The organism is Geomicrobium sp. JSM 1781026, from assembly GCF_041949955.1.
Lineage (GTDB): Bacteria > Bacillota > Bacilli > Bacillales > Marinococcaceae > Geomicrobium_A.
In genome coordinates, this window is record NZ_JBHFQF010000014.1 from 37,695 (window position 1) to 64,112 (window position 26,418).

The window sequence follows — 26,418 nt, forward strand, 5'->3', positions numbered from 1 at the left end:
GCGTGGGTCAAAAAGTAAACCCTGTCGGTCTTCGTATCGGCGTCATTCGTGATTGGGAATCGAAATGGTACGCTGGGAAGGAATATGCAGATCTTTTGCATGAAGATATTAAGATTCGTGAATTCCTTGAAGATCGCCTCAAAGATGCATCATTGTCTAAAATCGAAATCGAACGTGCTGCTCGTCGTGTAAACATCAACATCCATACTGCGAAACCAGGAATGGTAATTGGTAAGGGTGGTTCTGAAGTCGAAGCACTTCGTAAGAAGCTAAATGAAATTACTGGCAAGCGTGTTCATATCAACATTTCTGAAGTGAAAGTTACTGACATGGACGCTCGTCTAGTAGCAGAAAACATTGCTCGTCAATTGGAAAACCGTGTGAGTTTCCGTCGTGCGATGAAGCAATCGATCCAACGCACAATGCGTTCTGGAGCAAAAGGGATTCGTACAGAAGTAAATGGACGTCTTGGTGGAGCAGATATGGCTCGTTCTGAAAGCTATAGTGAAGGTACAGTGCCACTTCATACACTTCGTGCCGACATTGATTACGGAACAGCTGAAGCTGATACGACTTTCGGTAAAATCGGCGTAAAGATCTGGATCTACCGTGGAGAAGTCCTTCCCACGAAAGGTAAGAGCAACGAGGAAGGAGGCAACTAAACATGTTAATGCCTAAACGCGTTAAATATCGCCGCCAATTCCGTGGCCGTATGCAAGGTCGTGCGAAAGGCGGAACAGAAGTAAACTTTGGTGAATACGGTCTTCAAGCCCTTGAACCATCTTGGGTAACGAACCGTCAAATCGAATCAGCACGTATCGCGATGACTCGTTACATGAAACGTGGCGGTAAAGTATGGATTAAAATCTTCCCTGATAAGCCTTACACAGCAAAGCCTCTAGAAGTTCGAATGGGTTCCGGTAAAGGTGCTCCTGAAGGCTGGGTAGCTGTCGTAAAGCCAGGTAAAATCATGTTTGAAATTGCAGGTGTAAACGAAGAGGTGGCACGTGAAGCATTGCGTCTTGCGTCTCACAAGCTTCCGATTAAATGCAAATTCGTGAAACGTGAAGATATGGGTGGTGAGGCAAATGAAAGCTAAAGAAATTAGAGATCTGACAACGACTGAGATCGAACAAGAAACAAAGTCTTTGAAAGAAGAATTGTTTAACCTTCGTTTCCAGCTAGCTACTGGTCAGTTGGATAATCCTGCCCGCATCCGTCACGTACGTAAAGAAATCGCTAGAGCCAATACAGTTCTTCGTGAAAGAGAACTTGGCATTACTCGTGGATAATTAAAGGAGGGGCAAACGTAATGACTGAACGTAATAATCGTAAAGAATTAACGGGCCGTGTTGTATCCGACAAAATGGATAAAACAATCACTGTTGTTGTTGAAACGTATAAACGTGATAAGTTATACGGCAAGCGTGTTCGTTACTCAAAGAAATACAAAGCTCACGATGAAAACAACGAAGCAAAAGTCGGAGATATCGTACGCATCATGGAAACACGTCCGCTTTCCAAAGATAAGTACTTCCGCCTCGTGAAAATCGTTGAAGAATCCGTGATTATCTAAGACATCCTTTTGTTGAAGGGAGGCAAATGACATGATCCAGCAAGAATCAAGATTGAAAGTAGCAGATAACTCTGGTGCTCGTGAAGTACAATGCATTAAAGTACTTGGTGGTACTGGACGTAAGACAGCGAACATTGGTGACACGATCGTGTGTGCAGTCAAGAATGCAACACCTGGTGGCGTTGTCAAAAAAGGTGAAGTTGTCCGCGCCGTTATCGTACGCTCACGCAGTGGCGTTCGTCGTAACGACGGTTCATATATCAAGTTTGATGAAAACGCAGCAGTAATCATTCGTGACGACAAAGGGCCGAGAGGTACACGTATTTTCGGACCAGTTGCACGTGAGTTACGTGATAAGCAATATATGAAGATCGTATCTCTAGCACCTGAGGTACTTTAAAGATACGAAACAACGGTTATCGAGGAGGTGCGACTAAATGGCGCAGCCAAAATTACACGTGAAAACTGGCGATAAAGTCAAAGTAATCACTGGTAAAGATAAAGGAAAAGAAGGCGTGATCCTTAAAGCTCTTCCGAGTAAAGAGCGAGTGATCGTCGAAGGCGTAAATGTAGTAAAGAAACATGCAAAGCCAACTCAAGAAAACCCACAAGGCGGTATTCTTAACGAGGAAGCAGCCATCCATGTTTCTAATGTGATGCTCATTGACCCGAAAAGCGGAGAACCAACGCGAGTGGGTTACAAGCACGAAGACGGCAAAAAAGTACGTGTTGCAAAAAAATCAGGTGAAGTGATCGATAAGTAACACCTGTTGAAAGGAGGTCCTTGATCATGAACGCTTTAAAAACTCGTTACAAACAAGAAATTGTGCCTCGTCTACACGAGCAATTCAAATACGATTCGGTCATGGCCGTACCAAAGATCGAAAAAGTTGTGATTAACATGGGTGTCGGTGAAGCCGTAAACAACCCTAAATCACTCGATAGCGCGGTAGAAGAGCTTGCGACGATCTCTGGTCAAAAGCCAGTCGTTACAAAAGCGAAAAAGTCAATCGCTGGCTTTAAGCTTCGTGAAGGCAACCCAATTGGAGCAAAAGTTACACTTCGCGGAGAGCGCATGTATGATTTCCTTGAGAAATTGATCCATGTATCCCTTCCACGTGTACGTGACTTCCGTGGTGTGTCAAACAAAGCATTTGACGGTCGTGGAAACTACACGCTTGGTGTAAAAGAACAGTTGATTTTCCCTGAAATTGAGTACGACAAAGTTGATAAAGTACGCGGAATGGATATCGTAATTGTAACTACGGCTGATTCGGATGAAGAATCCAGAGCACTTCTTACAGAAGTCGGAATGCCATTCCAAAAATAATGAACGATATTCATCTAAACATGAAGGAGGGAAAGACTCTTGGCAAAAAAATCAATGGTTGCCAAACAACAACGTCCTCAAAAGTATAAAGTTCGTGAATATACACGTTGTGAACGTTGTGGACGGCCACACTCCGTCATTCGTAAATTCAAGCTTTGCCGGATTTGTTTCCGAGAGCTTGCATACAAAGGCCAGATTCCTGGTGTGAAAAAAGCCAGCTGGTAAGAGCCTTATATAAGGAAGGAGGTACATCAATATGGTTATGACAGATCCGGTTGCAGATATGCTAACAAGAATTCGCAATGCGAACACTGTACGTCACGATAAACTAGAACTTCCAGCTTCAAACGTGAAGCGCGAAGTAGCAGAAATCCTCAAACGTGAAGGATTCGTTCGCGATGTAGAATTCGTTGATGATAAAAAACAAGGTGTTCTTCGCATCTTCTTGAAGTACGGGGAGCAAAACGAACGAGTAATTACAGGTCTAAAAAGAATTAGTAAGCCTGGTCTTCGTGTATACGCGAAATCAGAAGAGATTCCACGTGTACTCAGTGGTTTAGGTATCGCAGTCATTTCAACATCTCAAGGGGTAATGACTGATAAAGAAGCGCGTCAAAAGAATATCGGAGGCGAAGTACTCGCTTACGTTTGGTAAGAAGTTACTGAAGAATGGAGGTGCGACATTATGTCACGTATCGGTGTAAATCCTTTAGAGATTCCTAAGGATGTTACGATTACGTTGGATGGTGGTCACGTAACGGTCAAAGGACCAAAAGGCGAACTGTCCAACACGTTTAATACAGACATTAAGATTTCGATTGAAGATGACGTGCTTACTACAAGCCGTCCATCAGATCATAAAGACCACCGCTCTTTACACGGAACGACAAGAAGCCTTATTGGCAACATGGTCGAAGGTGTAACGAATGGTTTCGAGAAAACACTAGAACTTGTTGGTGTTGGTTATCGTGCATCGAAGTCTGGCGAGAAACTCGTCCTTAACGTCGGGTATTCACACCCTGTTGAGTTCGACAAGATCGAAGGCATCGAAATTGACGTTCCTGCAAACAACAAAGTTGTTGTAAAAGGAATCGATAAGCAGCTTGTAGGTGCGATTGCTTCTGACATTCGTTCTGTGCGTAAGCCTGAACCTTACAAAGGTAAAGGAATTCGCTATAGCGGAGAGATGATTCGTCGTAAAGAAGGTAAAACAGGTAAGTAATTTTATAGATGAACCGGTTTTGTTTGCTCGGTACAAACGAAACCAGCGAACGGCACGAAAGGAGGAAACATTCTCATGGCGAAGAAAATGTCAAAGAACACTGCGCGCCAGCGTCGCCAAAAGAGCATTCGTCTTAAGGTGCATGGCACGACAGAGCGCCCGCGTCTTAACGTATTTCGTTCAGCGAACCACATTTACGCTCAATTGATCGATGATCAAAAAGGGGTAACAGTTGTTGCTGCGTCCACAATGGATAAGGACATTAACGTAGACCACGGAGGAAACGTTGCAGCTGCAAAAGAAGTAGGAGCGCTAGTTGGGAAACGTGCCACTGAAAAAGGATACGATAACGTCGTATTTGACCGCGGCGGGAACGTATACCACGGACGTGTTGCAGCGCTTGCAGATGCAGCGCGCGAAGCAGGATTGAAATTTTAAAGGTCGAAGGAGGGAAATTACATGATCGATCCGAACAAACTGGATCTTGAAGAAAAGGTTGTTGCCATCAACCGTGTAGCAAAAGTTGTAAAAGGTGGCCGTCGCTTCCGTTTCGCAGCGGTTGTTGTTGTCGGAGACCGTAACGGACATGTTGGTTTTGGAATCGGAAAAGCCCTAGAGGTACCAGAAGCTATTCGCAAAGCGATTGAAGACGGAAAGAAAAATCTGATCAGTGTACCACGTGTTGGAACAACAATTCCTCACGAACTTATCGGACGTTTCGGAGCAGGTAAAGTACTTCTTAAGCCTGCTAGCGAAGGTACTGGAATTATTGCGGGTGGACCGGTTCGTGCCGTGCTAGAACTTGGCGGTGTTGGAGACATCTTATCTAAATCTCACGGTTCAAACAACCCAATCAATATGGTTCGTGCCACATTGCAAGGGTTAACTTCATTGAAAACTGCAGAAAACGTAGCAAAACTTCGCGGTAAAAGCGTTGAAGAGTTGCTAGGATAAGGAGGGAAATGTCATGGCAAATAAGCTAGAAATCACCCTCAAACGCAGTCTTATCGGGCGTCCTGAAGATCAACGCGTGACGGTGAAGACACTTGGGCTTCGTAAAGTCAATCACTCGGTCGTACAAGAAGATAATCCAGCGATCCGAGGAATGGTTAACAAAGTATCCCACCTTTTGAACGTTAAAGAAATTAAAGGTTAGTCATAATTGAAAAGACAGGAGGTGTGAGTTGATGAAACTACATGAGTTGAAGCCATCTGAAGGATCCCGCAAACGCGGTATTCGTGTAGGTCGTGGTTACAGTGCGAAACGCGGAAATCGTGCTGGACGCGGTGAGCATGGTCAAAAGTCTCGTTCAGGCGGGAATGTACGTCCAGGCTTTGAAGGTGGTCAAAATCCAATTTACAAGCGTTTGCCTAAACGTGGGTTCACGAACCCAGGACGCAAAACGTATAGCATTGTAAATGTTGAGACACTGAATCAATTCGATGAAGGTACAGAGATTACACCAGAGCTTCTCATCGAAAACGGTGTTGTTAAAAAAGAGAATCATGGGATCAAAGTACTTGGTAACGGTAGTCTAAACAAAAAACTTACCGTAAAGGCAAACAAGTTCTCTGCATCTGCAGTTAAGGTGATTGAAGGAGCCGGCGGTACAACAGAGGTGGTCTAATGTTTAAGGCGCTCGCCAATATTTTTCGAGTCGCTGATCTGCGCCGCAAGATTTTATTCACCTTGTTAATGCTCGTCGTATACCGTATGGGTACGTTCATACCGGTTCCTGGGGCAGACAGTGATCAGTTATCTTTTCAAGATGAAGCAAGCGCCTTTGGTTTCCTAGATACATTTGGGGGCGGGGCGTTAGGGAACTTCTCGATCTTCGCGATGGGAGTCTTCCCTTATATTACTGCCTCGATTGTCGTCCAGCTTTTAAGAATGGACGTTGTTCCGAAATTTACGGAATGGTCGAAGCAAGGCGAAGCAGGGCGTAGAAAGCTTGCGCAGTTTACTAGATATTTCACTGTTGTGTTAGCATTTGTTCAAGCATTAGCAATGTCAATCGGCTTTAACACGCAATTCCCTGGATTAATTCCTGATCCGAGTGTTACGACGTATCTCATGATTGCTTTAATCATGACAGCAGGTACAACGTTCTTGATGTGGTTAGGGGAACAAATTACCGCACAAGGCGTCGGAAACGGGATTTCGATTCTCATCTTCTCAGGTATTGCTGCTGGTATACCTAATGGTGTGAACATGATCTATGCAACGCAAATTCAAGATCAAGGCGACCAGATTTTCATGGGTGTCGTCACCATTCTTTTATTGGCGTTAGCAGTTTTACTCATTATCGTTGGTGTTGTCTTCGTACAACAAGCGATTAGAAAAGTTCCGATCCAATATGCAAAGCGTGTCGTTGGGCAAGGCAATACAGCTGGTGCTCAATCCACACACCTTCCACTCAAAGTAAACTCGGCGGGGGTAATTCCAGTCATTTTCGCAATGGCTCTCTTTATTTTCCCACCAACAGTAGCTGGTTTCTTTGCAGATGGTAGTGGCATTGCACAATGGATCGTTGATAACTTTAATTACAACAATCCAATTGGCCTGATCTTTTACGTCGGCCTAATTATCGCATTTACGTATTTCTATACGTTTGTGCAAGTGAATCCCGAAACTATGGCTGAAAACTTGAAAAAACAAGGCGGCTATATACCTGGGGTAAGACCTGGTAAAGCGACTGAGCTTACCATTCGTCGCATCTTGTACCGCCTCACCTTCGTCGGCGCTCTGTTTTTGGCCACAGTATCCATCATTCCGATTTTCTTTACGAGTCAGCTAGGGTTGCCTCAACAAATACAAATCGGGGGTACTGGATTACTCATCGTAGTTGGTGTTGCACTTGACACGATGAAACAAATCGAAGGTCAGCTAATCAAACGGAGTTATAAAGGTTTTATCAAATAAATCATTTGGTAAAGCGATGATAGGAGAGGTAACATCATGAATTTAATTTTAATGGGACTTCCCGGAGCTGGTAAAGGAACACAAGCAGATCGCATTAGTCGAGAGTATGGAATTCCCCATATTTCCACTGGCGATATGTTCCGCGCAGCGATCAAGGAAGAAACCGAGCTAGGCATAAAAGCAAAGAGTTACCTTGATGAGGGAGGACTCGTCCCTGACGATGTAACCATTGGGATTGTAAAAGAACGTCTTGAACAAGATGATTGTAAAAACGGTTTTCTGCTCGATGGTTTCCCGCGTACACCTGTACAGGCGAAAGCATTGGAGGATATGCTCTCTGACATGGGCCGAACGCTAGACTACGTTCTCAACATTGATGTTCCAAAAGAGAAGTTAGTCGAGCGATTAGCTGGACGAAGAGTATCTCCATCTTCAGGCAGAAGCTACCACGTGATCTATAATCCGCCGAAGGTTGACGGTGTTTGTGATGTAGACGGCAGTGAATTGATTCAACGTGACGATGATAAGCCAGAAACGGTGAAAAATCGTCTCGAGGTGAATATTGAGCAGCAACAACCGCTGAAAGATTTTTACGGAGATAAAGGTTACCTTAAAGATATTCAGGGTGACCAGGATATTAACGAGGTTTTCTCTGAAATTGATCAGTTGTTGAAAGGGCTTCGTGCATGATTATCACGAAAACCGAGCGCGAGCTCAACATTATGCGCCTGGCAGGTCAAATCGTTGCTGAGACACATGCTGAACTTAAAAAATACATTCAGCCTGGTGTAACGACGGGTGAATTGGATGGAATTGCCGATTCTTACATTCGTTCACGTGGTGCAGAACCATCATTTAAAGGGTATCATGGATTTACAGGGAGCATTTGCACTTCTGTCAATGAAGAACTCGTTCACGGGATTCCGGGAAAGCGTGTTTTGCAAGATGGAGACATCATCTCCATCGACATTGGTGCTAAAATCCAAGGGTATCACGGGGACTCCGCTTGGACGTATGCAGTAGGGACGATCAGCGAAGAGAACAAAAAACTCTTGGATGTTACCCGGGATGCCTTGTACGAAGGTCTTGCAGAAGCAAAACCGAAAGAAAGGCTCTCCAATATCTCTCATGCAATTCAGACGTACGTTGAGAAGCATGGATTTTCGGTCGTGAGAGAGTATGTGGGTCATGGAGTTGGGCAAAACTTGCATGAAGATCCACAGATTCCGCATTACGGTCCTCCTGGGAAAGGCCCTAAGCTAAAACCCGGAATGGTCCTTGCCATTGAACCGATGATTAATATGCAAGCAAGATACGTTCATACCCTGGATGATAACTGGACAGTGGTCACATCTGATGGAAAGAACTGCGCACATTTTGAACACACCATTGCCATCACGGACACGGGATATGAAATTCTAACCAAGTAGTAAACAAGGTGGTCGTAAATGGAGAACGTACCGGTTTTTCAAATCGGGGAAATTGTTGAAGCGACAAAAGGTAGAGACCACGGTAAAATCTACATTGTCGTCGGCAAGTTCGATGATCACTTTGTTGCTGTTGCCGATGGCGACCAAAGAACGTTCAAAACTGCTAAGAAGAAAAACATCAACCATGTAAGAGCGCTTGGGTTTGCTTCCCGAGAGGTGAAGGAAAGTCTTGAGCAAACAGGTCTTGTGACCAATGCCAAAATCCGCCACGGGTTGATTCAGTATTGTAGGGAGAAACCTGTTATAATAAAGGAAGGAGAGTAATCCATGGCCAAAGATGATGTAATCGAAGTAGAAGGCACAGTGATCGAGCCTTTACCGAACGCAATGTTTCGTGTGGAGTTAGATAACGGACACAAGATTCTTGCGCACGTATCTGGCAAAATCCGAATGCACTTTATTCGAATCTTACCCGGAGATAAAGTTACTGTGGAGTTGTCTCCATATGACCTATCTAGGGGAAGGATTACGTATCGATATAAATAATCGTCACAGTTCTGCAGACGTGGCCTCCCAAAGGATGCCGATCATAAGGAGGGAAAAAGGATGAAAGTCAGACCGTCCGTCAAACCGATCTGTGAACGCTGTAAGGTCATTCGCCGTAAAGGTACGGTTATGGTGATCTGTTCAAATCCGAAGCATAAACAAAAACAAGGATAAAAAACAAGGAGGTGCATGAGTTTGGCACGTATTGCTGGTGTCGATATCCCTCGTGATAAACGTGTAGTGATTTCACTCACTTATGTATACGGGATTGGTAAGAAGACTGCTGAGAAAGTACTCGATGAAGCGAACGTTTCATCAGAAACGCGCGTTCGTGATCTTACTGATGAAGAACTAGGACGCATTCGTACAGTTGTAGGAAACTACAACGTAGAAGGTGATCTTCGCCGTGAGAAGTCATTAAACATCAAGCGTCTTATTGAAATCGGATCTTATCGTGGTATTCGTCATCGTCGCGGGCTTCCTGCTCGTGGTCAGAAGACAAAGAACAACTCACGTACAGTAAAAGGTCCTCGTAAGACGATCGCTAATAAAAAGAAATAAATGATAAAGGAGGTCTATTCAGATGGCTAAGCCTAAGACAACAACACGTAAACGTCGCCAACGTAAACAAGTGGATTCAGGAATTGCTCACATCCGCTCAACGTTTAACAATACGATCGTGACCATTTCAGATTTACAAGGAAACGTTCTTTCCTGGGCAAGTGCTGGTAACCTTGGATTTAAAGGTTCTCGTAAATCTACGCCGTTTGCTGCACAAATGGCTGCAGAAAGCGCAGCGAAGTCAGCGATGGAGCACGGCATGAAAACTGTTGAGGTTGCCGTTAAAGGACCTGGTGCCGGACGTGAAGCAGCAATCCGCTCTTTGCAAGCAACAGGCCTTGAAGTGAATGTCATTCGTGACATGACGCCAGTACCTCACAACGGTTGTCGTCCCCCGAAACGTCGGAGAGTTTAACACCATAGAGGTTAAAATAACCGGATTGTGTCAATAATGGTTAGATGTGGGCGCCAGAGTTATGGTGAACAGTGTCAATCACTGCCTTTAAGGGAAAAGCGGAAAGACGTGCTGAGCACGCCTTTTCGGATTCCGACGTTTTTAAGGAGGAAATCGAATGATTGAAATCGAAAAGCCAAGCATTGAAACGATCGAAGTCAGCGAGGATGCTAAGTACGGCAAATTCGTTGTGGAGCCTTTGGAACGTGGCTATGGTACGACTTTAGGGAACTCCTTGCGTCGAATCCTATTATCCTCCCTCCCAGGGTCTGCGATTACCAATGTTCAAATTGATAGTGTTCTTCATGAATTCTCAACGGTTGAGGGTGTCGTAGAAGACGTTACAACGATCATTTTGAACTTGAAACAGTTAGCTCTGAACATTCATTCTGACGAAGAGAAAGTGCTTGAAATCGATGCAAACGGAGAAGGTGTCGTAACTGCGCGTGATATTAATCATGACAGTGATGTTGATATCTTGAACCCAGACCTTCACATTGCAACGCTTACGAAAGGTGCACAGCTTCATATGCGTATGACAGCTAAGCGCGGGCGTGGCTATGTTCCGGCTGAAGGGAACAATCATGAAGACTTGCCGATTGGCGTTCTTCCGATTGACTCCATCTTTACACCGGTCTCTCGTGTAAACTACCAAGTGGAGAATACGCGTGTGGGTCAGATTACAAACTACGACAAACTAACGCTTGATGTATGGACAGATGGTAGCATCCGTCCGGAAGAAGCGGTATCTCTTGGCGCTAAGATTATGAACGAGCACCTAAACATCTTCATTGGCTTGACCGATCAAGCGCAGAATGCGGAGATTATGGTGGAAAAAGAGGAAGACCAGAAAGAGAAAGTGCTGGAGATGACAATTGAAGAACTGGACTTATCTGTCCGTTCGTACAACTGTTTAAAACGCGCCGGCATTAATACGGTTCAAGAACTTACTCAGAAGTCTGAAGAAGACATGATGAAAGTGCGCAACCTTGGCCGTAAATCACTTGAAGAAGTACAAGAAAAGCTTGGAGAATTAAGTCTCGGGCTAAGAAATGAAGAGTAAGTTTCTCATTAGAAGACGGCTGATCGGTCTTCTTTCTAATGTGTAACAACAAAGAATACAGGCTCATGATGAAGGAGGGGAACGAAAATGGCATACGCAAAGCTAGGACGTGACAGTTCTGCGCGTAAGGCACTTTTCCGCGATCTTGCAACCGATTTGCTCATCAACGAAAAGATTGTGACGACAGAAGCGAAAGCAAAAGCTTTACGCCCACTCGTCGAGAAAGTGATTACGCTCGGAAAGCGCGGCGATCTTCACGCTCGTCGTCAAGCGGCATCTTTCATTCGCAATGAGAACGTGACGGAGGATGCAGACAGCGAAACTGCAGTTCAGAAATTGTTCAGTGACATTGGTCCACGTTATGAAGATCGCCAAGGTGGTTACACGCGCATCGTTAAGATGGAGCCACGTAAAGGTGACGGTGCACCGATGGCTGTCATCGAACTCGTATAATTTCTCACTTAGGCAGGACGATCTCACACGTCACTGCCTTTTTCTTATACTAGCAACCAGATTGGGGGAAGCTCCTGTGCAGAAAACCATTATTGATTGTCGTGATCTTTATTTTACATATGAAGAAGAGCAAGAGTGGATCTTAAACAATCTTTCGTTTCAAGCTTATCGTGGTGAATGGATAGCGATACTCGGAACGAACGGTTCGGGGAAATCAACGCTTGCCCGAATGCTAAATGCACTGCTTATCCCCACATCAGGAACGACAGAGGTTGATGGGCTTCGAACAGATGAAGAAGATCATATTTGGGAAATACGCCAAAAAGCTGGGATGGTTTTTCAAAACCCTGACCACCAATTTGTCGCAGCGACCGTTCGCGACGATATTGCTTTTGGACTGGAGAATGCAGGTATCGGTCGTGAGCAGATGATTGAGCGTATTCAAGCGGCGAGTGAGCAGGTCGCGATTAATGATCATCTTGATTCCGAACCTCATCGTCTTTCAGGAGGTCAAAAGCAGCGAGCTGCTATAGCGGGCATTCTTGCGTTACGCCCAGACATCATGATCTTTGATGAATCAACATCCATGCTCGATCCCGAAGGTCGCAAAGAAGTGATGAAGACAATGAATGAATTGCATGATCGAGGATTCACCCTCATTATGATTACTCATGACTTGCAAGAAGCAATGCAAGCCGACCGTGTTGTGTTTATGGAAAAAGGAACAATTGTAAAAGATATGTCAACGGAAGCATTCTTTCAAGATCCAGCGTTCTTAATGGATCGTAATTTTCACTTGCCGTACTTTCTTGAAGTACAAGCATACTTAAATGACAACAAACAACAAGCGTATATGCTAGATGAGGATGAGTGGGTGAAGATGCTGTGCAAATTACATTCAACAACGTAAGTTATACATATATGCCTGGCTCCCCATTTGAAAAAAAAGCATTGGAAGATGTGAATCTAACGATTCGTTCAGGCAACTTCACGACGATTGTTGGCAGTACTGGTTCAGGTAAATCAACACTCATGCAACACGTTAACGGTCTGCTTCTTCCTACTGAAGGAGAAGTTACCGTCGGAAATACAAGCTTCCATCGAAAAACGAAACGAAAGTTCGTTAAGCCTCTCCGGCGGAAAGTAGGTATGGTCTTTCAATATCCAGAACATCAACTGTTTGGCTCAACGGTAGAGGAAGATATTCTATTTGGTCCAATTCAGCATGGGATGGACGCGGACGAAGTGAGCAAAAGAATTCCTGAGCTGCTCGACCTGGTCGGATTACCACAAGATGTACGTGACGGCTCCCCGTTTCAACTAAGTGGGGGGCAAATGCGTAGAGTTGCCATTGCAGGTGTTCTTGCTACTCGCCCAGAAGTGTTGATTCTTGATGAACCGGCGGCGGGCTTAGATCCTGCCGGACACCGAGCATTATTGGATTTGTTTGAAGCATGGCATAAAGAAAACGGATTGACGACCGTACTTGTAACTCATGATATGGAAGATGCATTTCGATATGCCGATGAGGTCGTCGTGATGGGTGACGGCAACCCAGTTTTGCAAGGGGAACCAGAGCAGGTGTTTCAAGATTCGGACCGCCTGCAAAGCCTAGGGCTTGCAGTGCCCGCTGCTGTCAGAATTAGAGAGAAGCTTAACCGATGTGGCCTATCAATTGACGAATCATTTTTAAGTGCTAAACAAATGGCAACGGCCATTCGCAATGAAGGGGGCAAGTAATATGCTCCAAAACATTGTGATTGGACAATACATTCCGGTGAAATCACCGTTGCACCGCTTGGACTCTAGATCGAAGATCTTAGCGCTACTTCTCATGGCAGTCATCGTATTTTTTGCCAATGATGCGGTAACAAACAGTATGCTAGTCGGTGCAATTGTTATATTTGTTTTATTATCACGTGTACCGCTTAAGTTTTTCTTAAAAGGCATGTTGCCGATCTTTATATTAATTTTCTTCACGTTTTTTTTGCATGCGTTTTTTACAAATGAAGGAGAAGTGTTATTTACGTTTCTTGGATGGTCCATTTATTCTGGCGGACTCGTTCAAGGTTTTTATATCGCCGTTCGAATTGGATCACTTGTCATTATTGCATCATTACTTACGTTAACTACATCGCCAATTGACTTAACCGACGGTTTTGAAGCGTACCTACGACCTTTCAAAAAAATCGGGGTACCTTCTCATGAAATTGCGTTAATGATGGCTATAAGCATTCGCCTCATACCGACGCTCTTACTTGAAGCTGACCGCATCTTAAAGGCACAGTCCGCCAGAGGGGCAGACTTCACTGAAGGTTCACTCAAGACGCGATTGAATACGATGACTGCATTTATCATTCCGCTATTTGTACGATCGTTTAAACGAGCCGAGGACATGGCAACAGCAATGGATGCAAGAGGATACCGAGGCGGTGAAGGCAGAACAAAGTTGCGTGTGTTGAAGTGGAAGCTACGAGACACCATCGCCATCATCATCGTAATTACGCTAGGTGTCCTGTTATGGATGGCACGATCATAGAATCAAGAGGTGAAAAAAGATGCCTAGATTAAAAGCGGTTTTGGCGTACGATGGAACTCATTTTTCTGGATGGCAAGTGCAACCAGAAAAGCGTACGGTGCAAGGAGAGATTGGCCGAGCACTCGGCACTTTGCACCGGATGGCACATGCTGAAAACGTTACCGCGTCAGGCAGAACGGACAGCGGTGTGCATGCCGTCGGACAAGTTGTCCACTTTGATTCACAACTAGCCATCCCTGAGGAGAGGTGGCCAAAAGCAATTATGTCACTCTTACCTGATGATATTCTCATCCAGCGTGTGGAAGTCGTTCGAGATGATTTTCATGCAAGATACGATGCTGTGGAAAAAGAGTATCGCTATTACGTGCAAATCGGTAAAAACCGTGATGTTTTCCAGCGCAACTACACCCATCACGTGTATACGGATCATTTAGACAGTGAAGCGATGAACAAAGCATTGGAGAAACTGGTCGGTAAATATGACTTTTCATCCTTTTGTGCAAGCAATACGAGCGTCGTTGATAAAGTCCGGACACTGAAGCTCGCACATGTACAACCATTCGCTGAGCATACGTTGATGTTTCGCTTTCGCGGAGAGGGGTTTCTCTACAATATGGTGAGAATTATTGTAGGAACTGTACTGGAAGTCGGACAGGGGCGTCGCACTGTAGAAGAGATCACAACCATTCGTGATGGGAAAGATCGCAGGCTTGCAGGAAAAACGGCACCTGCACAAGGATTGTACTTATGGGAAGTGGCGTATCGTGGTGAATAAGCGGGCTGAGCGCGCGGATGAGAAACCGATTCCGAAAAGCCGTGTACGAGGAAAATTACAGAAGATCATGACCTCATCGAAAAGCGCTCCCTGCAGGCAATAGACGAACATTTTTTTCGTGATAATAATTGACTTTTTCCTCTGGATATTATACGATGTTAGTTGGCATTTCAAACTCCACTGCCCCGGAGAATGAAATATACGAGAACAAAAACGATTGCTAAATAAATGAATGATCATGAACGAGGAGGTTCCATCATGCGTACAACTTTTATGGCTAAAGCAGAAGAAATTGAACGTAAATGGTATGTGATTGACGCAGCAGGTCAAACGCTCGGACGTTTGGCTAGTGAAGTAGCGACAATCCTACGTGGAAAGAATAAACCAGAGTTCACACCACACGTTGACACAGGTGATCACGTGATTATCATCAACGCTGAGAAGATCGAACTTACTGGAAACAAGTGGAATGACAAGGTTTACTATCGTCACAGCGGTTACCGCGGTGGGCTTAAAGAAACACGCGCGATCGACATGCGCAAGAACAAGCCTGAGAAAATGATCGAACTTGCGGTTCACGGCATGCTTCCAAAGAACGCTCTCGGTCGTCAAACGATCAAGAAGCTTCACGTATATGCAGGTTCTGAACACAAGCACGCAGCACAAAAACCAGAAGCTTACGAGCTACGCGGATAATTAGAGGAGGGTTTGAATTGGCAGCTTTGCAATATTACGGTACAGGCCGTCGTAAGAACTCGACTGCACGTGTGTTCGTCACACCAGGCAGCGGGAAAGTAACGATTAACAAGCGTGATATGGATGAGTACTTCAACTACGAAACGTTGAAGATGGTTGTCCGCGCGCCATTCGTTGAAACAGGAACAGAAGGACAATACGACATTAAGGTAAACGTTCATGGCGGAGGATACACAGGCCAAGCAGGCGCAATCCAGCTCGGCGTATCCCGTGCACTTCTTGACGTTGATCCTGAATATCGTAAAGTTCTTAAAGAAAAAGGATTCCTTACTCGTGACCCGAGAATGAAAGAGCGTAAGAAATACGGTCTTAAGTCTGCACGTCGTGCACCACAATTCTCGAAGCGTTAAGCAGTCTTTTATACAACAACGTTTATGCCCTCTTTGCATATTAAAGCAAAGAGGGTTTTTATATTGGAATCGTAAGTAACGTCCATAGAGACGGGTTTGTCCAGTTGATTGGGAGAACTGAATAAAGGATGAGAGACAGACGAAGTCAAGATGACGTATCCGCCAGTCAGATAGCTGATGCTCTGATATGTGATATAATAACAGAAAATGATCGATGAGGATGGTATTTGATATGGGGAATGTTCAATCTGTTCATGAATTGATGCGGTACATTTCGAAAATGAACCGTGAAAATTCTGTTTGCCAATTTTCCATCCCTGGGAAAGGGACGTTTACACTCGTTCTTCAAGAAGAAGATGACAAAGAGCCTTCCATCCAGGATGACGCTTCTGCTAACCCTGCACTTGATCAAATGATGAAAGAAAGCAAAAAACAATACGAGAAAGATTTAGGGCATTCCACAAAAGGTCTCTTAGATTCGCTGTCTTCTGAGGACTATATTCATGACGAGTCTTAGCGTTATATGGCCTCCAGTCGTAAAACAGAAACTTTTACAATATAAAAGTGATTATTTTACACCAGAAGAAACGTTAGATTATCGCTCAGATCATTCTTGAAATCGATGATATACTTCAAAAACCGATTATTGGTCAAACCTATACAGAAGAATTTGGTCCATATGAATGAATATCACGTATGGTCGTAAAAAATTTAGAGTGTACTTTGAACGGGTGGATGACGATATTGTTATTCTTGCCATTTTATTTCCTGGTGAAGATAAATCATTCCTTTAAAAGCCGATCGCTTTTGCTCTCGGCTTTTTTTGGGGTGTGCCCGGCATGTGCATGGGCTCTAGGGTTGAAGTCCTGAACACCTAAAAAAGAAAAACGTATTCGTGTTTAGGTACATTCCTTTATTTGTCAACGGGAGATAATTTTGATAGTATTACTTTCGCAGGTGTGCTCATTTTGTGAGTATAGTTTAGCCCCTTGAAACCCTAGCAAAAATTGGTTAAGACGTTCATATCTTATAATCAGTTAATGTTTTTTAGGAAATGGAGGAAAAAGAATGACGAAATTTTCGTGGTCAAAATTAATGTCTTTCACAATGTTGATCACTGTATTGGCTTTGGCAGCATGTGGCAATGGAGATACTTCAGACGAAGAACCAACGGATGACTCGGATGCTGAAACAGAAGAAAGTGTTGACGAGGGCGCTGATGAAAGTACAGATACAAGTGCAGAATCTGAACCAAAAGTTACTGAGTTTGAACCCGCATTTCCAGAACAAACAAGAGCACCTGAAGTAGAGACTGAAGCAGAACTTGATGTGGAAGTTGTTGCTGAGGGTCTTGATGTGTCTTGGGGTATGGAAGAGTTTGATACAAACCGCTTATTGGTTACGCAAAGAGATTCAGCAGAGCTTCTTATTGTAAATCTTGAAGATGGCTCTGTTTCAGATGCAATCGAAGGTACACCAGAAGTAAATAACGAAGGTCAAGGTGGTTTACTTGATGTGACCATTGCACCTGATTTTGACGAATCAAGATTAGTATTTATGACGTTTGCTCAAGATCTTGAAGACGGTACGGTAACGGCAGTCGGTAAAGGTGTTTTATCAGAAGATGAAGACTCACTTGAAGATTTTGAAGTCATCTTCCAAGCGGAACCAGCTTATGATGGTGACTTACACTATGGTGGACGTATTATCTTTGATGATGAAGACAACTTATTCTTAACAACGGGTGAGCGGTCAGATGATCCAATTCGCGAACGTGCACAAGACTTAGATGCTTACTTAGGTAAAGTCATTCACATCACACAAGATGGAGAAGCAGTAGACACGAATCCATTTATCGAAGATGAAGACGCACTAGATGGTATTTACAGCTACGGTCACCGTAATATTCAAGGTGTGGACTTCCACCCTGAAACCGAAGACTTATGGATTGTTGAATTCGGTCCACAAGCTGGGGATGAACTGAATATTATTGAACCGGGTGCTAACTATGGATGGCCAGTTGTTTCCTATGGGATTGAGTACACGGGCGAATTAATTAATGATGGAATTTCTGAACACGAAGCGCAAGGCTTTGTTGAACCCGTATATTATTGGGATCCAACAAGTGCACCAAGTGGTATGTCATTCTATGATAACGACGCCATTCCTGAATGGGAGAACGACTTGTTCATCGGTGGTTTAGCCCCGAACTATATCGTGCGTGTCGTTATTGAAGATGACCTCGTCGTTGGAGAAGAACGCCTGCTAACTGAAGAAGGCGAACGTTTCCGTGATATTCTTGTAACGGATGACGGCGCCCTTATTGCAAGTACTGATGGCGGTTCGATCTATAAGGTTGCTGCAGCAGGTGAAGGAGCAGAACAAGACGATGTTGATACTGATGAAGACGACGCTGAATAATTTATTATTCTTTACAAGCATCTAACTTAAGGTGCTTAACAATAGTTAAAAAGCAGGCGTTCATGGAAGTACATGAACGCCTGCTTCTTTTTGGGCTCTACACTAAATGTTGGGTTGAAAAACAACTGAGGAAAATAAAATACGCAGGCTCTTTTGTCTTCTATACTTGAATTTGCGGAAACAAGTCATAGACAAGGAGCCACGTATCCATGCATTTCTAAGGTTTTTAAGGTGCCGAGCTTTAAATCGGGTTATGCCGATTTAATTTGCTTAAGGCCGATTGGATTGCAATTTATCATTAGGAAATTGAATGCTCGGGCCGTCATGCACGTGCAATTGATACGCATCTGATCCTTGCTGAATGTTATAAGCAAGCTCAATCGAAGTTTGTTCACCGGCATTTAGCTGCTGTTCTTGAACGTTAACGATTTGCATATCATCTGGCGCATCTTGAAGTTGTTCAATGAATGGTGATATAGGGAACGGCTCGACCGTTGTTTCTATCTCAAACCGTTCGTAAAAGCGTTGGTCGATGTGGACGGAATCGGTCGCTTCAATTTCAACGGTTACATAAAGCAGCATTGAATCGGCACTCAACGTTAAAGCTTCTTTGTTTTCCTCTTCAGTTACCCCTGTTACGTGCGTAATGTTTGCAGTAAAATCATTTCCTTCATATGAACTTTCAACTGCCTCATTAAGTGTGGAAGAAGAGCAAGCGGTTAACATAGCCAAGACAATCATTACAACAATGGATTTCATCAACGTCACTTCCTCATCTCCTTTTTTACTAGGGTAACAGGAAAAGGTATACTATGAGAAGATGGGGAAGGGGAGTTCAAATGCTTGTATCTTTGTTATTAGGGATCGCTACGGTTAGTGTGCTCGCACTCGTTGCATGGATGTCAGCAAATGTAAACATCCTTTTGAACGGGGCAGGCATTGTCATTATTGTGTCTTTAGTAGTTGGTGGGTTTGTTGTTGGGATTACGAAAAGAAGCGCGTTGACTAGTGAGAATTTTGAGACGAATATAGAAAGGGCAAACCGACACCGCTGGGCGATTTATTTCCTGCTTTTTAGTAGTCCGTCTGTCGTCGTGTTAATCGGTCTTTTTACCATGTACTGGATATGAGGTGTAACGTTGACACAAACAAAAGATATGACTGTCAAAAAAATCATTAATGAGTGGGATCCGCAATTGTTGCTTCTTGGCGGCGCGCCTCTGGACGAATATGAAGTGGAAATTAAACAAATCATCGATCAACTGGAAAAGACGTCCGATGCGAATCACTTGGCGAATCGGATAAAACAAATATTAGATGAGTCGTTTTCAGATGACCATGATTGGAACGCTTGCGTTCGTGTAGCCCATATCATCTGGCAGGAACTGAGTAGCAACCATTAGTATTTGCATGTTGCTGCGAATCATACTGTCAAATGTTTCTCGTGGAACATTCGGCAATTCCCAGTCATGAATCCAGCGAGTCGCCCCATACTATGGAGTGAGGGGGGCTGGAATTGGGAGCTGTTGTTTCTTTTCAAGAGGAGAAGCGGGCAAGAGACTGGGAGACGGAGAAATCATTGCTTCATACCCTCAGCATGGAAGATATGGTTGCTGCAACTGAGAAATACCTCGTTCCGATTAGCCGAACCTTTCGATTTCGCCATTCATTCCTTGAAGAAGTGTGTATGGATCTCGCCATTGAAACATTTCTGTATTCAGGAAAGCGTGGTATGACTGAGGCTCGACTAGGAAAAGCAGTGCCTCATGAAGACGATCACTTGCAAAACCGTATGATGGAATTGAACTTGTTCATTTCTGACTGGATTCAAGATAAGACGGTTGAATCCGAAAAAGTGGCGCACGGTGCAGCCAGCTATGTGAAGCATTGGTGGGATTTGGGCTTTGATACGGGGAAAAAGCATGCAAAAGCAAGACGTTAACGGGCAAGACGGGCATATGCTCGTCTTGTTTTTCATATGATGAACTAAACTCCCAAAAGGGGCTGTTCATCATGACGAAACGAATGTTCATCGGCACTCCTCTAGCGATCATTTTTTCAGGTTTAGCGGTTTATGCTATCTTCTCCATGTTTTCCTCAGAAAATACAGCAGGGCTTGAGATGCCGTTAAGCGGACAAATCATTGTGATCGACCCAGGGCACGGAGGCGTGGATGGGGGATCTAGTGCTAGTGACGGTACGCAAGAAAAAGAAATTGCCTTGGCTATTTCCTTAAAATTAAGGGACTATTTGCAAGCTTCAGGAGCACTTGTGCTCATGACGCGCGAGGATGATAGTGATTTGGCTGCGAGTGATACACAGGGGTATTCAAACCGGAAAACAGAAGATTTAAAAAACCGGCTTGCGCTTATTAATGAAACGAATAGTGATTATTATATAAGCTTACATTTAAACGCCATTCCTTCACCGAGGTGGCGTGGGGCACAGACGTTCTATAATCGCACGTTTGAAGACAGCAAAAACATGGCCGAGAGTGTTCAAAGCGAAATGATTCGGCAGTTGGAGAACACAAACCGGACCGCTTTAGCCATCAATGGCAAATACATTGTTGATCAAGCCAAAATTCCAGGTGTTCTCGTTGAAGTCGGGTTTTTATCGAATCCAGATGAAGCGGCTGACCTTCAATCCGAAGAATACCAAGACAAAATTGCCGCATCGATCTATCAAGGAATGCTTCGGTACAAAGTTCCAGAAATGGCGAAGGAGAATGAGGCAGAACAGTAAAACCTAGCCTTTAGGTGTGATATAATAAATGCAGTCACACTAAAGGAAGGTGTAAAACGTTGTTAAATGAGAAAGAAATTATTGAAGTACTTAAACCTATAAAAGATCCGGATTTGAATAAAAGTATTCTTGAGACCGAAGGCATTCGGGAAATTAAGATCAAAGATGAGAACGTTAGTCTAAAGATCGCGCTCGCAAAAACCGGTACGAGCGGTCAGATGAAATTGCAACAAAACATTGTTGCTGCTGTTAAGGAGCTAGGGGCAAATAGCGTCGGACTTCGTTTTGAGCAGTTAACAGAGGAAGAAGTCAGCAAGCACATCGATCCTGAAGAGGAAGCGAAAAAACTCGGCTTGCTAGACCCAAATAACAAAGTGAATTTCATTGCTGTCGCTAGCGGTAAGGGCGGCGTTGGAAAGTCCACGGTTTCCGTCAATCTAGCCGTTTCCCTCGCCCGGGAAGGTAAGAAAGTTGGCATTATTGATGCAGACATTTACGGTTTTAGTGTTCCGGACATGATGGGCATTGAAAAGCGTCCAACGGTTGAAGGTGAGAAGATTCACCCAGTTGAGCGTTACGGTGTTAAAGTTATCTCCATGGGCTTCTTCGTTGAAGACAATGCCCCCGTCATCTGGCGTGGCCCAATGCTCGGGAAGATGTTAACGAACTTCTTCAAGGAAGTGACGTGGGGAGATCTTGACTACCTCATCTTGGACTTGCCACCAGGTACAGGTGACGTTGCTTTGGACGTTCATACGATGCTGCCAGAGTCAGATGAGATTATCGTTACAACTCCGCATGCAACAGCGGCGTTTGTTGCGGCTCGTGCTGGATCTATGGCGATTAAGAGTAACCACCGCATTCTCGGTATTGTTGAGAATATGGCTTACTTTGAAAGTCAAAAGACTGGAGAGCGGGAGTACGTATTCGGTCAAGGTGGCGGTGAGCGTTTGAGTGAAGAGTTAAAAGCGGACCTTCTTGGCCAAATTCCACTTGGGCAACCCGATATTGACCATGAAGATTTTGCACCTTCTGTATACGCAAAAGAGCACCCAATCGGTCAAATTTATAGTGAACTTGCCCGAAACGTCATTCGTAAAAAAGAATCGTAAAACGACCGAAGAGTAAAGTGAGCGTTCACTTTACTCTTCTTCGCTTCCAGACGATTCGCTTTCTTCTTCCTCTCCCTCACTGCTTTCCTCACTATCACTGGCATTGTCTGCTTGTTGCAACTGTGATTGAAGACGAGGGTTTTGTAATGCTTCGGCAATGACGGTCATCATTTGTTCGCGATACGCTTTGCTTTTCATTAATTCAAGTGTTGCTTGCTCCATTTCCGGATCATGCATCACATCCATCATCATCGTTTGGTAATCGGGATCTTTCATGAGGCGTTTTAAGATCTCTTCATTTTTTGATTGCATGCTATCGGCAATTTTTAAGCTAAAATCAGGGTCTTCCATGAGTTGGGCCCAATACTCTTTTCCTTCGTTTGATACGAGGGTGTCGTGAATTGTATCTTGAATAAATGATTGCTCCATGATTAATGAGGATTGAAACTCCTCTTCACTTAACACTTCGCGCAACGCTTCTTTACCTTCTTCTGTCTTAATGACGTCACTAACCATCCGTTTTGTTTCATCATAATCGGCCTGGGCTTCTCCTTGAAAAGCGGCACACCCCGTTAAAATAATGATAGATGTTAATAAAGCCAAGAGGCGTCCATATGGAACCATGGATTGTAAGCCCCCTTTCGTTTTTTCTTACTATGATTCAAACCGTGACAAAATATGCAACCCTTTAAACGTCAGCTAGCTTTTTCGCACAGTGATTGGTAAAATGTAACCTGTGTGATTTTGGTCTTAAGGGATGATCTTGTGAATACTAGAAAAGTTGTCTATCTATTTTTCACGACGATGTTTATCGGAGCGGCAGGTGGTGCGGTTGTCGGTGTTCCATTAACATGGGATGTGTTCCAAGAAGAAGGGTTTTGGAACTTTTTCTGGGGTGTCGTCTGGATGCTTGGAATTGGTGCAGCGGTGAGTATTGTCGCACAAATGGGGTATTTTGCTTACCTCGTCTTGCATCGATTTGCATTATCGTTGTTTAAAACGCGAAAACTTTGGAATCTTATTCAAATACTGTTGATTGCTTTTGTGTATTTTGATCTTGTGTATTTACGATATATTGCATACGCAGAACCTGGGGAACATTGGACAGGCTATTTGATTACACCGACGCTTCTGTTAATTTATGCGGTGATTATTGCCTATTGGAAGATGAAAGAGACGAACTGGACGGCGTTTGTCCCCGCGGTATTCTTTATGTTTGTCATTACAACGATCGAATGGGTGCCAGCTTTAACAGTACAAGTCGTTAACGATAGTGTGTGGCTGTGGATCTACTTAGCGCCACTAATTGCAGCGAACACGTATCAACTCATTGCGCTGCACAGGCTACAACGCCAAGATAAATAATCAAGTACAGGCTGAGAGGCCTGTACTTTTGTGTATAGATAGAAAGGACGTCGATATGGTGAAGCACGTGGATGTATTAGGAGTGGGTATCGGCCCATTTAATTTAAGTTTGGCAGCATTACTGGAAGAAGGCACAGAACTCAACGCTGTATTCTTTGATGAGAATGATCATTTCGAATGGCATCCGGGGATGTTAATTGACCGAACAGATCTTCAAATTTCTTTTATTGCGGATCTTGTGACGCTGGCCAATCCTCGCAGTGAATACACGTTTCTAAATTATTTACATGAACATGAGCGCATGTTCCCGTTTTACTTCTTTAAGGAATGGAATGTGCCTAGGAAAGAGTACAATGCATATTGCCAATGGGTAGCGAAGAAAGTGAGCAGCTTGGCGTTTGGAAAGCGGGTGGTTGACGTACGAAATGAAGGGACGTTTTATACGTGCACAATTGAAGATGTGAAAACGAAAAGCCAGACAGTGGTGACCGCAAATCATGTTGTTGTTGGGACGGGAAGCACACCGATGTTCCCACCAGCAATGGAAGATAATCGAGCGCATCAAGTGATTCATTCTAGCGAATATACGTTTCATGCCGAAGAAATCAAACGCGGGGATCGGCTGACTGTTGTTGGTTCGGGCCAGAGTGCAGCAGAGATCTTCTATGATTTGCTGGAAAACCAAATTCGTTTTGGCTACTCGTTAACGTGGCTCACACGTTCACCTGGTTTCTTTCAATTAGAAGAAAGTAAGTTAGGTCAAGAAAAGTTTACGCCTGATTATGTTGACCATTTTCATCGGTTGTCTTTTGACGAAAGGCAAAATGTGCTCGGTTCCCTTACTAGCTTACGCAATGGTGTTGAAGGAAAAACGTTAAAATCGATCTATGAATTGCTGTATCACAGAACAGCGGAAGGAGAGATCCCGGTGAGTATCCAGTCAAGTGTAGAAGTGAATGGACTCTCGGACTCCGATCATTCAAATCACGAGTTGCAGTGCAAGCAATGGCAAGAGGGTCGAAACTTCGAGCTTGATTCTGATTGGACGGTACTTGCCACAGGGTATCAACCACAAGTGCCTGATTTTATTGAGCGGATGAAAGATGACCTCGTTTGGGAGGGGGAAGGGTTGCCTAAAGTTGAGCGGGACTACCGTTTATCTTTCATGGATAAAAGGGAGCACCTAGTATTTATGCTCACGAACCTTGAACACTCCCACGGCACGAGTGCGACGAACTTGGCTTTATCTGTAACACGCAACATCGAAATCATTAACAGTATGACGAAGAACCACCCATATAAGTTGAAACGAAGTCATCCGTTTCAACAATTTTAAAAGCCGAGCGCCCTGTGATGAGGCGCTCGGCTTTTCATCTATCTATAATGCCTCGTATTCAGCTTCGGCTTCGCTAATGAGCATCTGAAGTGAAACCAACTCATAGTGGTCATCTCGCAAATGATCAATAACGAGCGGGAGTGCTTCCACCGTTTGTTTTGCTGAATCTGACGCATCTAACATAATGACGTCACCTGGGGAAAGTTCGTCGCTAATGTTCGTGACGATCTCATCAATTCCCGGGTTTTGCCAATCGGCTCCGTCAGTGGCCCAATGAATCACTGAATACCCCATATTATCTGCAGCATCTAACACTTCTTGATTAAAGATCCCTGCTGGAGGGCGAAAAAAAATCGGAGATGCATCAGTAGCTTCTGAAATGACATCATGACTTTGCATCATGTCTCTTCGAATATCTTCAGGTTCTTGGTCTGGGTATGGTTTGAAGTAGTAACCATAGTTGCCCACCTCATGACCTTCCTCAACCATGCGTTGTAATAACTCAACGTGACGTTCAGACCAAACACCAGAGACGAAAAACGTTGCGGTAACGTCTTTTTCCTGTAAGATATCCAAGATCGGCTCCACGTTTTCTTCTCCCCAGCTTACATTAAACGTGAGGCTAGCGATCGTTTCCTCAATATCGGCACTTGAGAAAGCACCCGCATCATTGTCCCCTGAAAACACCGCCAAAAAAGGTCTGTCCATTAATAGAATACAAGCGGTACAAAAAGCAATAACAGCAATAAATACATATTTTTTACCACTACGTCGATTGATTACCCAAAACTGTGACATGACTCCCTCCCATTATTGCCGACGTCTTGCTGGTTATGTATATGCGCAAACGGACAAGATATAACTGAAAAAGGAGGACAAATGATGATTGGTTTACTCATTAATGAAAAAGAAGAAATTGAGCTAAGGGATCTGCTGTACTATGAATGGCAATTACTCGAAAGGCGCATACAATCAGAGGATGTGAGTGGTTTGTCACTGAGGGCAGTAGAAGAAAAGCGCGACGTGATTCGAGCGTTATACAAGCGTATGGAGAGAAAAGAAATGATTCGAACGTACATGAATTAAAAAATTTAAAAGGAATTTACTAGAAATGGTTGCATATTATTTAGGTTATTGGTATATTATAAATCCGCCACAACGACGGTGATAACAACTGAAAAAAAGTTATTGACAGTCAAAGTGCTCAGGTGATAAGATATATCTTGTGCTTGAGAACAACAGTTCGCACCGAGAAAACTTTTTAAAAAAGTTATTGACGCGAAACGCTGGTTGTGGTAAATTAATAAAGTCGCCAAAACAGCGACAGCGCAAATATTGCCCTTTGAAAACTGAATGAAAGATAAGCGAATTAAAGCAATAAAAGCTAGCGCTTCTATTAAAGAAGCACGAGCCTCGTTGGCACCCCCGTGCTGACGAAAAAAGGAACACTTTCAATGGAGA

The 26,418-nt window shown here is 44.0% G+C and carries 43 protein-coding genes; 40 read left to right on the forward strand and 3 right to left on the reverse strand.

Annotated elements, in window-relative coordinates; all coding sequences use genetic code 11:
- Positions 1–2: 2 nt before the first annotated feature.
- From rpsC to ACE1TF_RS18865, 32 genes are all read left to right on the forward strand, one after another.
- A complete protein-coding gene (gene rpsC / locus ACE1TF_RS18710; protein ID WP_042402120.1) occupies positions 3–662 on the forward strand; it encodes a 30S ribosomal protein S3 in 660 nt (219 codons plus the stop codon).
- Positions 663–664: 2 nt separating this feature from the next.
- A complete protein-coding gene (gene rplP, locus ACE1TF_RS18715; protein ID WP_042402124.1) occupies positions 665–1,099 on the forward strand; it encodes a 50S ribosomal protein L16 in 435 nt (144 codons plus the stop codon).
- Entirely contained in the window at positions 1,089–1,292 is a 204-nt protein-coding gene (gene rpmC / locus ACE1TF_RS18720; RefSeq protein ID WP_042402127.1) for a 50S ribosomal protein L29, read from the forward strand. The genes rplP and rpmC overlap by 11 nt, the downstream gene beginning before the upstream one ends.
- Positions 1,293–1,312: 20 nt before the next feature.
- Positions 1,313–1,576, forward strand: coding sequence for a 30S ribosomal protein S17 (gene rpsQ / locus ACE1TF_RS18725; protein WP_042402130.1), 264 nt, complete (start codon positions 1,313–1,315; stop codon positions 1,574–1,576).
- Between the two features lie 31 nt (positions 1,577–1,607).
- The gene (gene rplN / locus ACE1TF_RS18730; protein ID WP_042402133.1) at positions 1,608–1,976 is read left to right on the forward strand and encodes a 50S ribosomal protein L14; all 369 of its coding nucleotides are present in this window, start codon (positions 1,608–1,610) and stop codon (positions 1,974–1,976) included.
- A 37-nt stretch (positions 1,977–2,013) separates the two neighbouring features.
- Complete coding sequence (gene rplX / locus ACE1TF_RS18735) at positions 2,014–2,340, forward strand: 50S ribosomal protein L24 (RefSeq protein ID WP_042429357.1); 327 nt, start codon at positions 2,014–2,016, stop codon at positions 2,338–2,340.
- 26 nt (positions 2,341–2,366) lie between these two features.
- Positions 2,367–2,906, forward strand: coding sequence for a 50S ribosomal protein L5 (gene rplE, locus ACE1TF_RS18740; protein ID WP_042402136.1), 540 nt, complete (start codon positions 2,367–2,369; stop codon positions 2,904–2,906).
- Between the two features lie 39 nt (positions 2,907–2,945).
- Positions 2,946–3,131, forward strand: a complete 186-nt coding sequence (locus ACE1TF_RS18745) for a type Z 30S ribosomal protein S14 (protein ID WP_042402139.1) — start codon at positions 2,946–2,948, stop codon at positions 3,129–3,131.
- Positions 3,132–3,162: 31 nt separating this feature from the next.
- Positions 3,163–3,561 (forward strand): 30S ribosomal protein S8, encoded by a 399-nt coding sequence (rpsH, locus tag ACE1TF_RS18750; RefSeq protein ID WP_042402141.1) that lies wholly within the window; start codon positions 3,163–3,165, stop codon positions 3,559–3,561.
- A gap of 30 nt (positions 3,562–3,591) precedes the next feature.
- A complete protein-coding gene (gene rplF, locus ACE1TF_RS18755; protein WP_042402143.1) occupies positions 3,592–4,128 on the forward strand; it encodes a 50S ribosomal protein L6 in 537 nt (178 codons plus the stop codon).
- Between the two features lie 75 nt (positions 4,129–4,203).
- Complete coding sequence (gene rplR, locus ACE1TF_RS18760; protein ID WP_042402146.1) at positions 4,204–4,566, forward strand: 50S ribosomal protein L18; 363 nt, start codon at positions 4,204–4,206, stop codon at positions 4,564–4,566.
- A 21-nt stretch (positions 4,567–4,587) separates the two neighbouring features.
- Positions 4,588–5,082: a 30S ribosomal protein S5 gene (gene rpsE, locus ACE1TF_RS18765; RefSeq protein WP_042402149.1), complete on the forward strand. Its 495-nt coding sequence runs from the start codon at positions 4,588–4,590 to the stop codon at positions 5,080–5,082.
- Between the two features lie 13 nt (positions 5,083–5,095).
- On the forward strand, positions 5,096–5,284 hold the full coding sequence (gene rpmD / locus ACE1TF_RS18770; RefSeq protein WP_042402152.1) for a 50S ribosomal protein L30: 189 nt from the start codon (positions 5,096–5,098) through the stop codon (positions 5,282–5,284).
- Between the two features lie 31 nt (positions 5,285–5,315).
- Complete coding sequence (rplO, locus tag ACE1TF_RS18775) at positions 5,316–5,756, forward strand: 50S ribosomal protein L15 (protein ID WP_042402154.1); 441 nt, start codon at positions 5,316–5,318, stop codon at positions 5,754–5,756.
- Positions 5,756–7,051 (forward strand): preprotein translocase subunit SecY, encoded by a 1,296-nt coding sequence (gene secY, locus ACE1TF_RS18780; protein ID WP_375019029.1) that lies wholly within the window; start codon positions 5,756–5,758, stop codon positions 7,049–7,051. The genes rplO and secY overlap by 1 nt, the downstream gene beginning before the upstream one ends.
- A gap of 36 nt (positions 7,052–7,087) precedes the next feature.
- Positions 7,088–7,741 (forward strand): adenylate kinase, encoded by a 654-nt coding sequence (locus tag ACE1TF_RS18785; protein WP_042402157.1) that lies wholly within the window; start codon positions 7,088–7,090, stop codon positions 7,739–7,741.
- Positions 7,738–8,481 carry a type I methionyl aminopeptidase gene (gene map / locus ACE1TF_RS18790; RefSeq protein ID WP_375019031.1) on the forward strand — a complete coding sequence of 248 codons (744 nt, stop codon included), beginning with the start codon at positions 7,738–7,740 and terminating at the stop codon, positions 8,479–8,481. Before ACE1TF_RS18785 ends, map begins: the two co-directional genes overlap by 4 nt.
- 18 nt (positions 8,482–8,499) lie before the next feature.
- Positions 8,500–8,805 carry a KOW domain-containing RNA-binding protein gene (locus ACE1TF_RS18795; protein WP_042402162.1) on the forward strand — a complete coding sequence of 102 codons (306 nt, stop codon included), beginning with the start codon at positions 8,500–8,502 and terminating at the stop codon, positions 8,803–8,805.
- Between the two features lie 3 nt (positions 8,806–8,808).
- Positions 8,809–9,027: a translation initiation factor IF-1 gene (infA, locus tag ACE1TF_RS18800; protein ID WP_042402165.1), complete on the forward strand. Its 219-nt coding sequence runs from the start codon at positions 8,809–8,811 to the stop codon at positions 9,025–9,027.
- Positions 9,028–9,087: 60 nt separating this feature from the next.
- On the forward strand, positions 9,088–9,201 hold the full coding sequence (gene rpmJ / locus ACE1TF_RS18805; protein WP_042429335.1) for a 50S ribosomal protein L36: 114 nt from the start codon (positions 9,088–9,090) through the stop codon (positions 9,199–9,201).
- A gap of 21 nt (positions 9,202–9,222) precedes the next feature.
- Positions 9,223–9,588, forward strand: coding sequence for a 30S ribosomal protein S13 (rpsM, locus tag ACE1TF_RS18810; protein ID WP_042402168.1), 366 nt, complete (start codon positions 9,223–9,225; stop codon positions 9,586–9,588).
- A gap of 22 nt (positions 9,589–9,610) precedes the next feature.
- Positions 9,611–10,003, forward strand: a complete 393-nt coding sequence (gene rpsK, locus ACE1TF_RS18815; protein WP_375019035.1) for a 30S ribosomal protein S11 — start codon at positions 9,611–9,613, stop codon at positions 10,001–10,003.
- Between the two features lie 157 nt (positions 10,004–10,160).
- Positions 10,161–11,105 (forward strand): DNA-directed RNA polymerase subunit alpha, encoded by a 945-nt coding sequence (locus ACE1TF_RS18820; RefSeq protein ID WP_042402173.1) that lies wholly within the window; start codon positions 10,161–10,163, stop codon positions 11,103–11,105.
- 87 nt (positions 11,106–11,192) lie between these two features.
- Positions 11,193–11,558, forward strand: coding sequence for a 50S ribosomal protein L17 (rplQ, locus tag ACE1TF_RS18825; protein WP_042402176.1), 366 nt, complete (start codon positions 11,193–11,195; stop codon positions 11,556–11,558).
- Positions 11,559–11,634: 76 nt separating this feature from the next.
- Entirely contained in the window at positions 11,635–12,468 is an 834-nt protein-coding gene (locus ACE1TF_RS18830; protein WP_375019038.1) for an energy-coupling factor transporter ATPase, read from the forward strand.
- Positions 12,444–13,298, forward strand: a complete 855-nt coding sequence (locus tag ACE1TF_RS18835) for an energy-coupling factor transporter ATPase (protein WP_375019040.1) — start codon at positions 12,444–12,446, stop codon at positions 13,296–13,298. Before ACE1TF_RS18830 ends, ACE1TF_RS18835 begins: the two co-directional genes overlap by 25 nt.
- Before the next feature lies 1 nt (position 13,299).
- On the forward strand, positions 13,300–14,097 hold the full coding sequence (locus tag ACE1TF_RS18840; protein ID WP_042402180.1) for an energy-coupling factor transporter transmembrane component T family protein: 798 nt from the start codon (positions 13,300–13,302) through the stop codon (positions 14,095–14,097).
- Between the two features lie 19 nt (positions 14,098–14,116).
- Positions 14,117–14,872: a tRNA pseudouridine(38-40) synthase TruA gene (gene truA / locus ACE1TF_RS18845; protein WP_375019042.1), complete on the forward strand. Its 756-nt coding sequence runs from the start codon at positions 14,117–14,119 to the stop codon at positions 14,870–14,872.
- A gap of 258 nt (positions 14,873–15,130) precedes the next feature.
- Positions 15,131–15,568 carry a 50S ribosomal protein L13 gene (gene rplM, locus ACE1TF_RS18850; RefSeq protein ID WP_042402185.1) on the forward strand — a complete coding sequence of 146 codons (438 nt, stop codon included), beginning with the start codon at positions 15,131–15,133 and terminating at the stop codon, positions 15,566–15,568.
- Positions 15,569–15,585: 17 nt separating this feature from the next.
- Positions 15,586–15,978 (forward strand): 30S ribosomal protein S9, encoded by a 393-nt coding sequence (gene rpsI / locus ACE1TF_RS18855; protein ID WP_042429318.1) that lies wholly within the window; start codon positions 15,586–15,588, stop codon positions 15,976–15,978.
- A 232-nt stretch (positions 15,979–16,210) separates the two neighbouring features.
- Positions 16,211–16,495, forward strand: coding sequence for a hypothetical protein (locus ACE1TF_RS18860; RefSeq protein WP_375019045.1), 285 nt, complete (start codon positions 16,211–16,213; stop codon positions 16,493–16,495).
- A gap of 551 nt (positions 16,496–17,046) precedes the next feature.
- Positions 17,047–18,399 carry a PQQ-dependent sugar dehydrogenase gene (locus tag ACE1TF_RS18865; protein WP_375019047.1) on the forward strand — a complete coding sequence of 451 codons (1,353 nt, stop codon included), beginning with the start codon at positions 17,047–17,049 and terminating at the stop codon, positions 18,397–18,399.
- 270 nt (positions 18,400–18,669) lie between these two features.
- Here ACE1TF_RS18865 and ACE1TF_RS18870 read toward each other — a convergent pair whose 3' ends face one another.
- Positions 18,670–19,167 (reverse strand): hypothetical protein, encoded by a 498-nt coding sequence (locus ACE1TF_RS18870; RefSeq protein WP_042402191.1) that lies wholly within the window; start codon positions 19,165–19,167, stop codon positions 18,670–18,672.
- 71 nt (positions 19,168–19,238) lie between these two features.
- Here ACE1TF_RS18870 and ACE1TF_RS18875 point away from each other — a divergent pair, with 71 nt between their 5' ends.
- From ACE1TF_RS18875 to ACE1TF_RS18895, 5 genes are all read left to right on the forward strand, one after another.
- Positions 19,239–19,529, forward strand: coding sequence for a hypothetical protein (locus ACE1TF_RS18875; RefSeq protein ID WP_042402194.1), 291 nt, complete (start codon positions 19,239–19,241; stop codon positions 19,527–19,529).
- A 9-nt stretch (positions 19,530–19,538) separates the two neighbouring features.
- Positions 19,539–19,802, forward strand: a complete 264-nt coding sequence (locus tag ACE1TF_RS18880) for a DUF1871 family protein (protein WP_042402197.1) — start codon at positions 19,539–19,541, stop codon at positions 19,800–19,802.
- Positions 19,803–19,915: 113 nt separating this feature from the next.
- A complete protein-coding gene (locus tag ACE1TF_RS18885) occupies positions 19,916–20,341 on the forward strand; it encodes a DUF2521 family protein (protein WP_042402200.1) in 426 nt (141 codons plus the stop codon).
- 71 nt (positions 20,342–20,412) lie between these two features.
- On the forward strand, positions 20,413–21,144 hold the full coding sequence (cwlD, locus tag ACE1TF_RS18890; protein WP_042402203.1) for an N-acetylmuramoyl-L-alanine amidase CwlD: 732 nt from the start codon (positions 20,413–20,415) through the stop codon (positions 21,142–21,144).
- A gap of 59 nt (positions 21,145–21,203) precedes the next feature.
- Positions 21,204–22,256, forward strand: a complete 1,053-nt coding sequence (locus ACE1TF_RS18895; protein WP_042402206.1) for an Mrp/NBP35 family ATP-binding protein — start codon at positions 21,204–21,206, stop codon at positions 22,254–22,256.
- Positions 22,257–22,286: 30 nt separating this feature from the next.
- Here ACE1TF_RS18895 and gerD read toward each other — a convergent pair whose 3' ends face one another.
- A complete protein-coding gene (gerD, locus tag ACE1TF_RS18900) occupies positions 22,287–22,880 on the reverse strand; it encodes a spore germination lipoprotein GerD (protein WP_042402209.1) in 594 nt (197 codons plus the stop codon).
- Between the two features lie 141 nt (positions 22,881–23,021).
- Here gerD and ACE1TF_RS18905 point away from each other — a divergent pair, with 141 nt between their 5' ends.
- Entirely contained in the window at positions 23,022–23,621 is a 600-nt protein-coding gene (locus tag ACE1TF_RS18905) for a KinB-signaling pathway activation protein (protein WP_375019051.1), read from the forward strand.
- Between the two features lie 58 nt (positions 23,622–23,679).
- On the forward strand, positions 23,680–24,957 hold the full coding sequence (locus tag ACE1TF_RS18910; RefSeq protein WP_375019053.1) for a lysine N(6)-hydroxylase/L-ornithine N(5)-oxygenase family protein: 1,278 nt from the start codon (positions 23,680–23,682) through the stop codon (positions 24,955–24,957).
- Positions 24,958–24,999: 42 nt separating this feature from the next.
- Here ACE1TF_RS18910 and ACE1TF_RS18915 read toward each other — a convergent pair whose 3' ends face one another.
- Entirely contained in the window at positions 25,000–25,755 is a 756-nt protein-coding gene (locus ACE1TF_RS18915) for a polysaccharide deacetylase family protein (RefSeq protein ID WP_042402213.1), read from the reverse strand.
- 84 nt (positions 25,756–25,839) lie between these two features.
- On the opposite strand from ACE1TF_RS18915, the gene ACE1TF_RS18920 reads away from it, so the two are divergent.
- On the forward strand, positions 25,840–26,043 hold the full coding sequence (locus ACE1TF_RS18920) for a hypothetical protein (protein ID WP_375019055.1): 204 nt from the start codon (positions 25,840–25,842) through the stop codon (positions 26,041–26,043).
- Positions 26,044–26,418 lie beyond the last annotated feature (375 nt).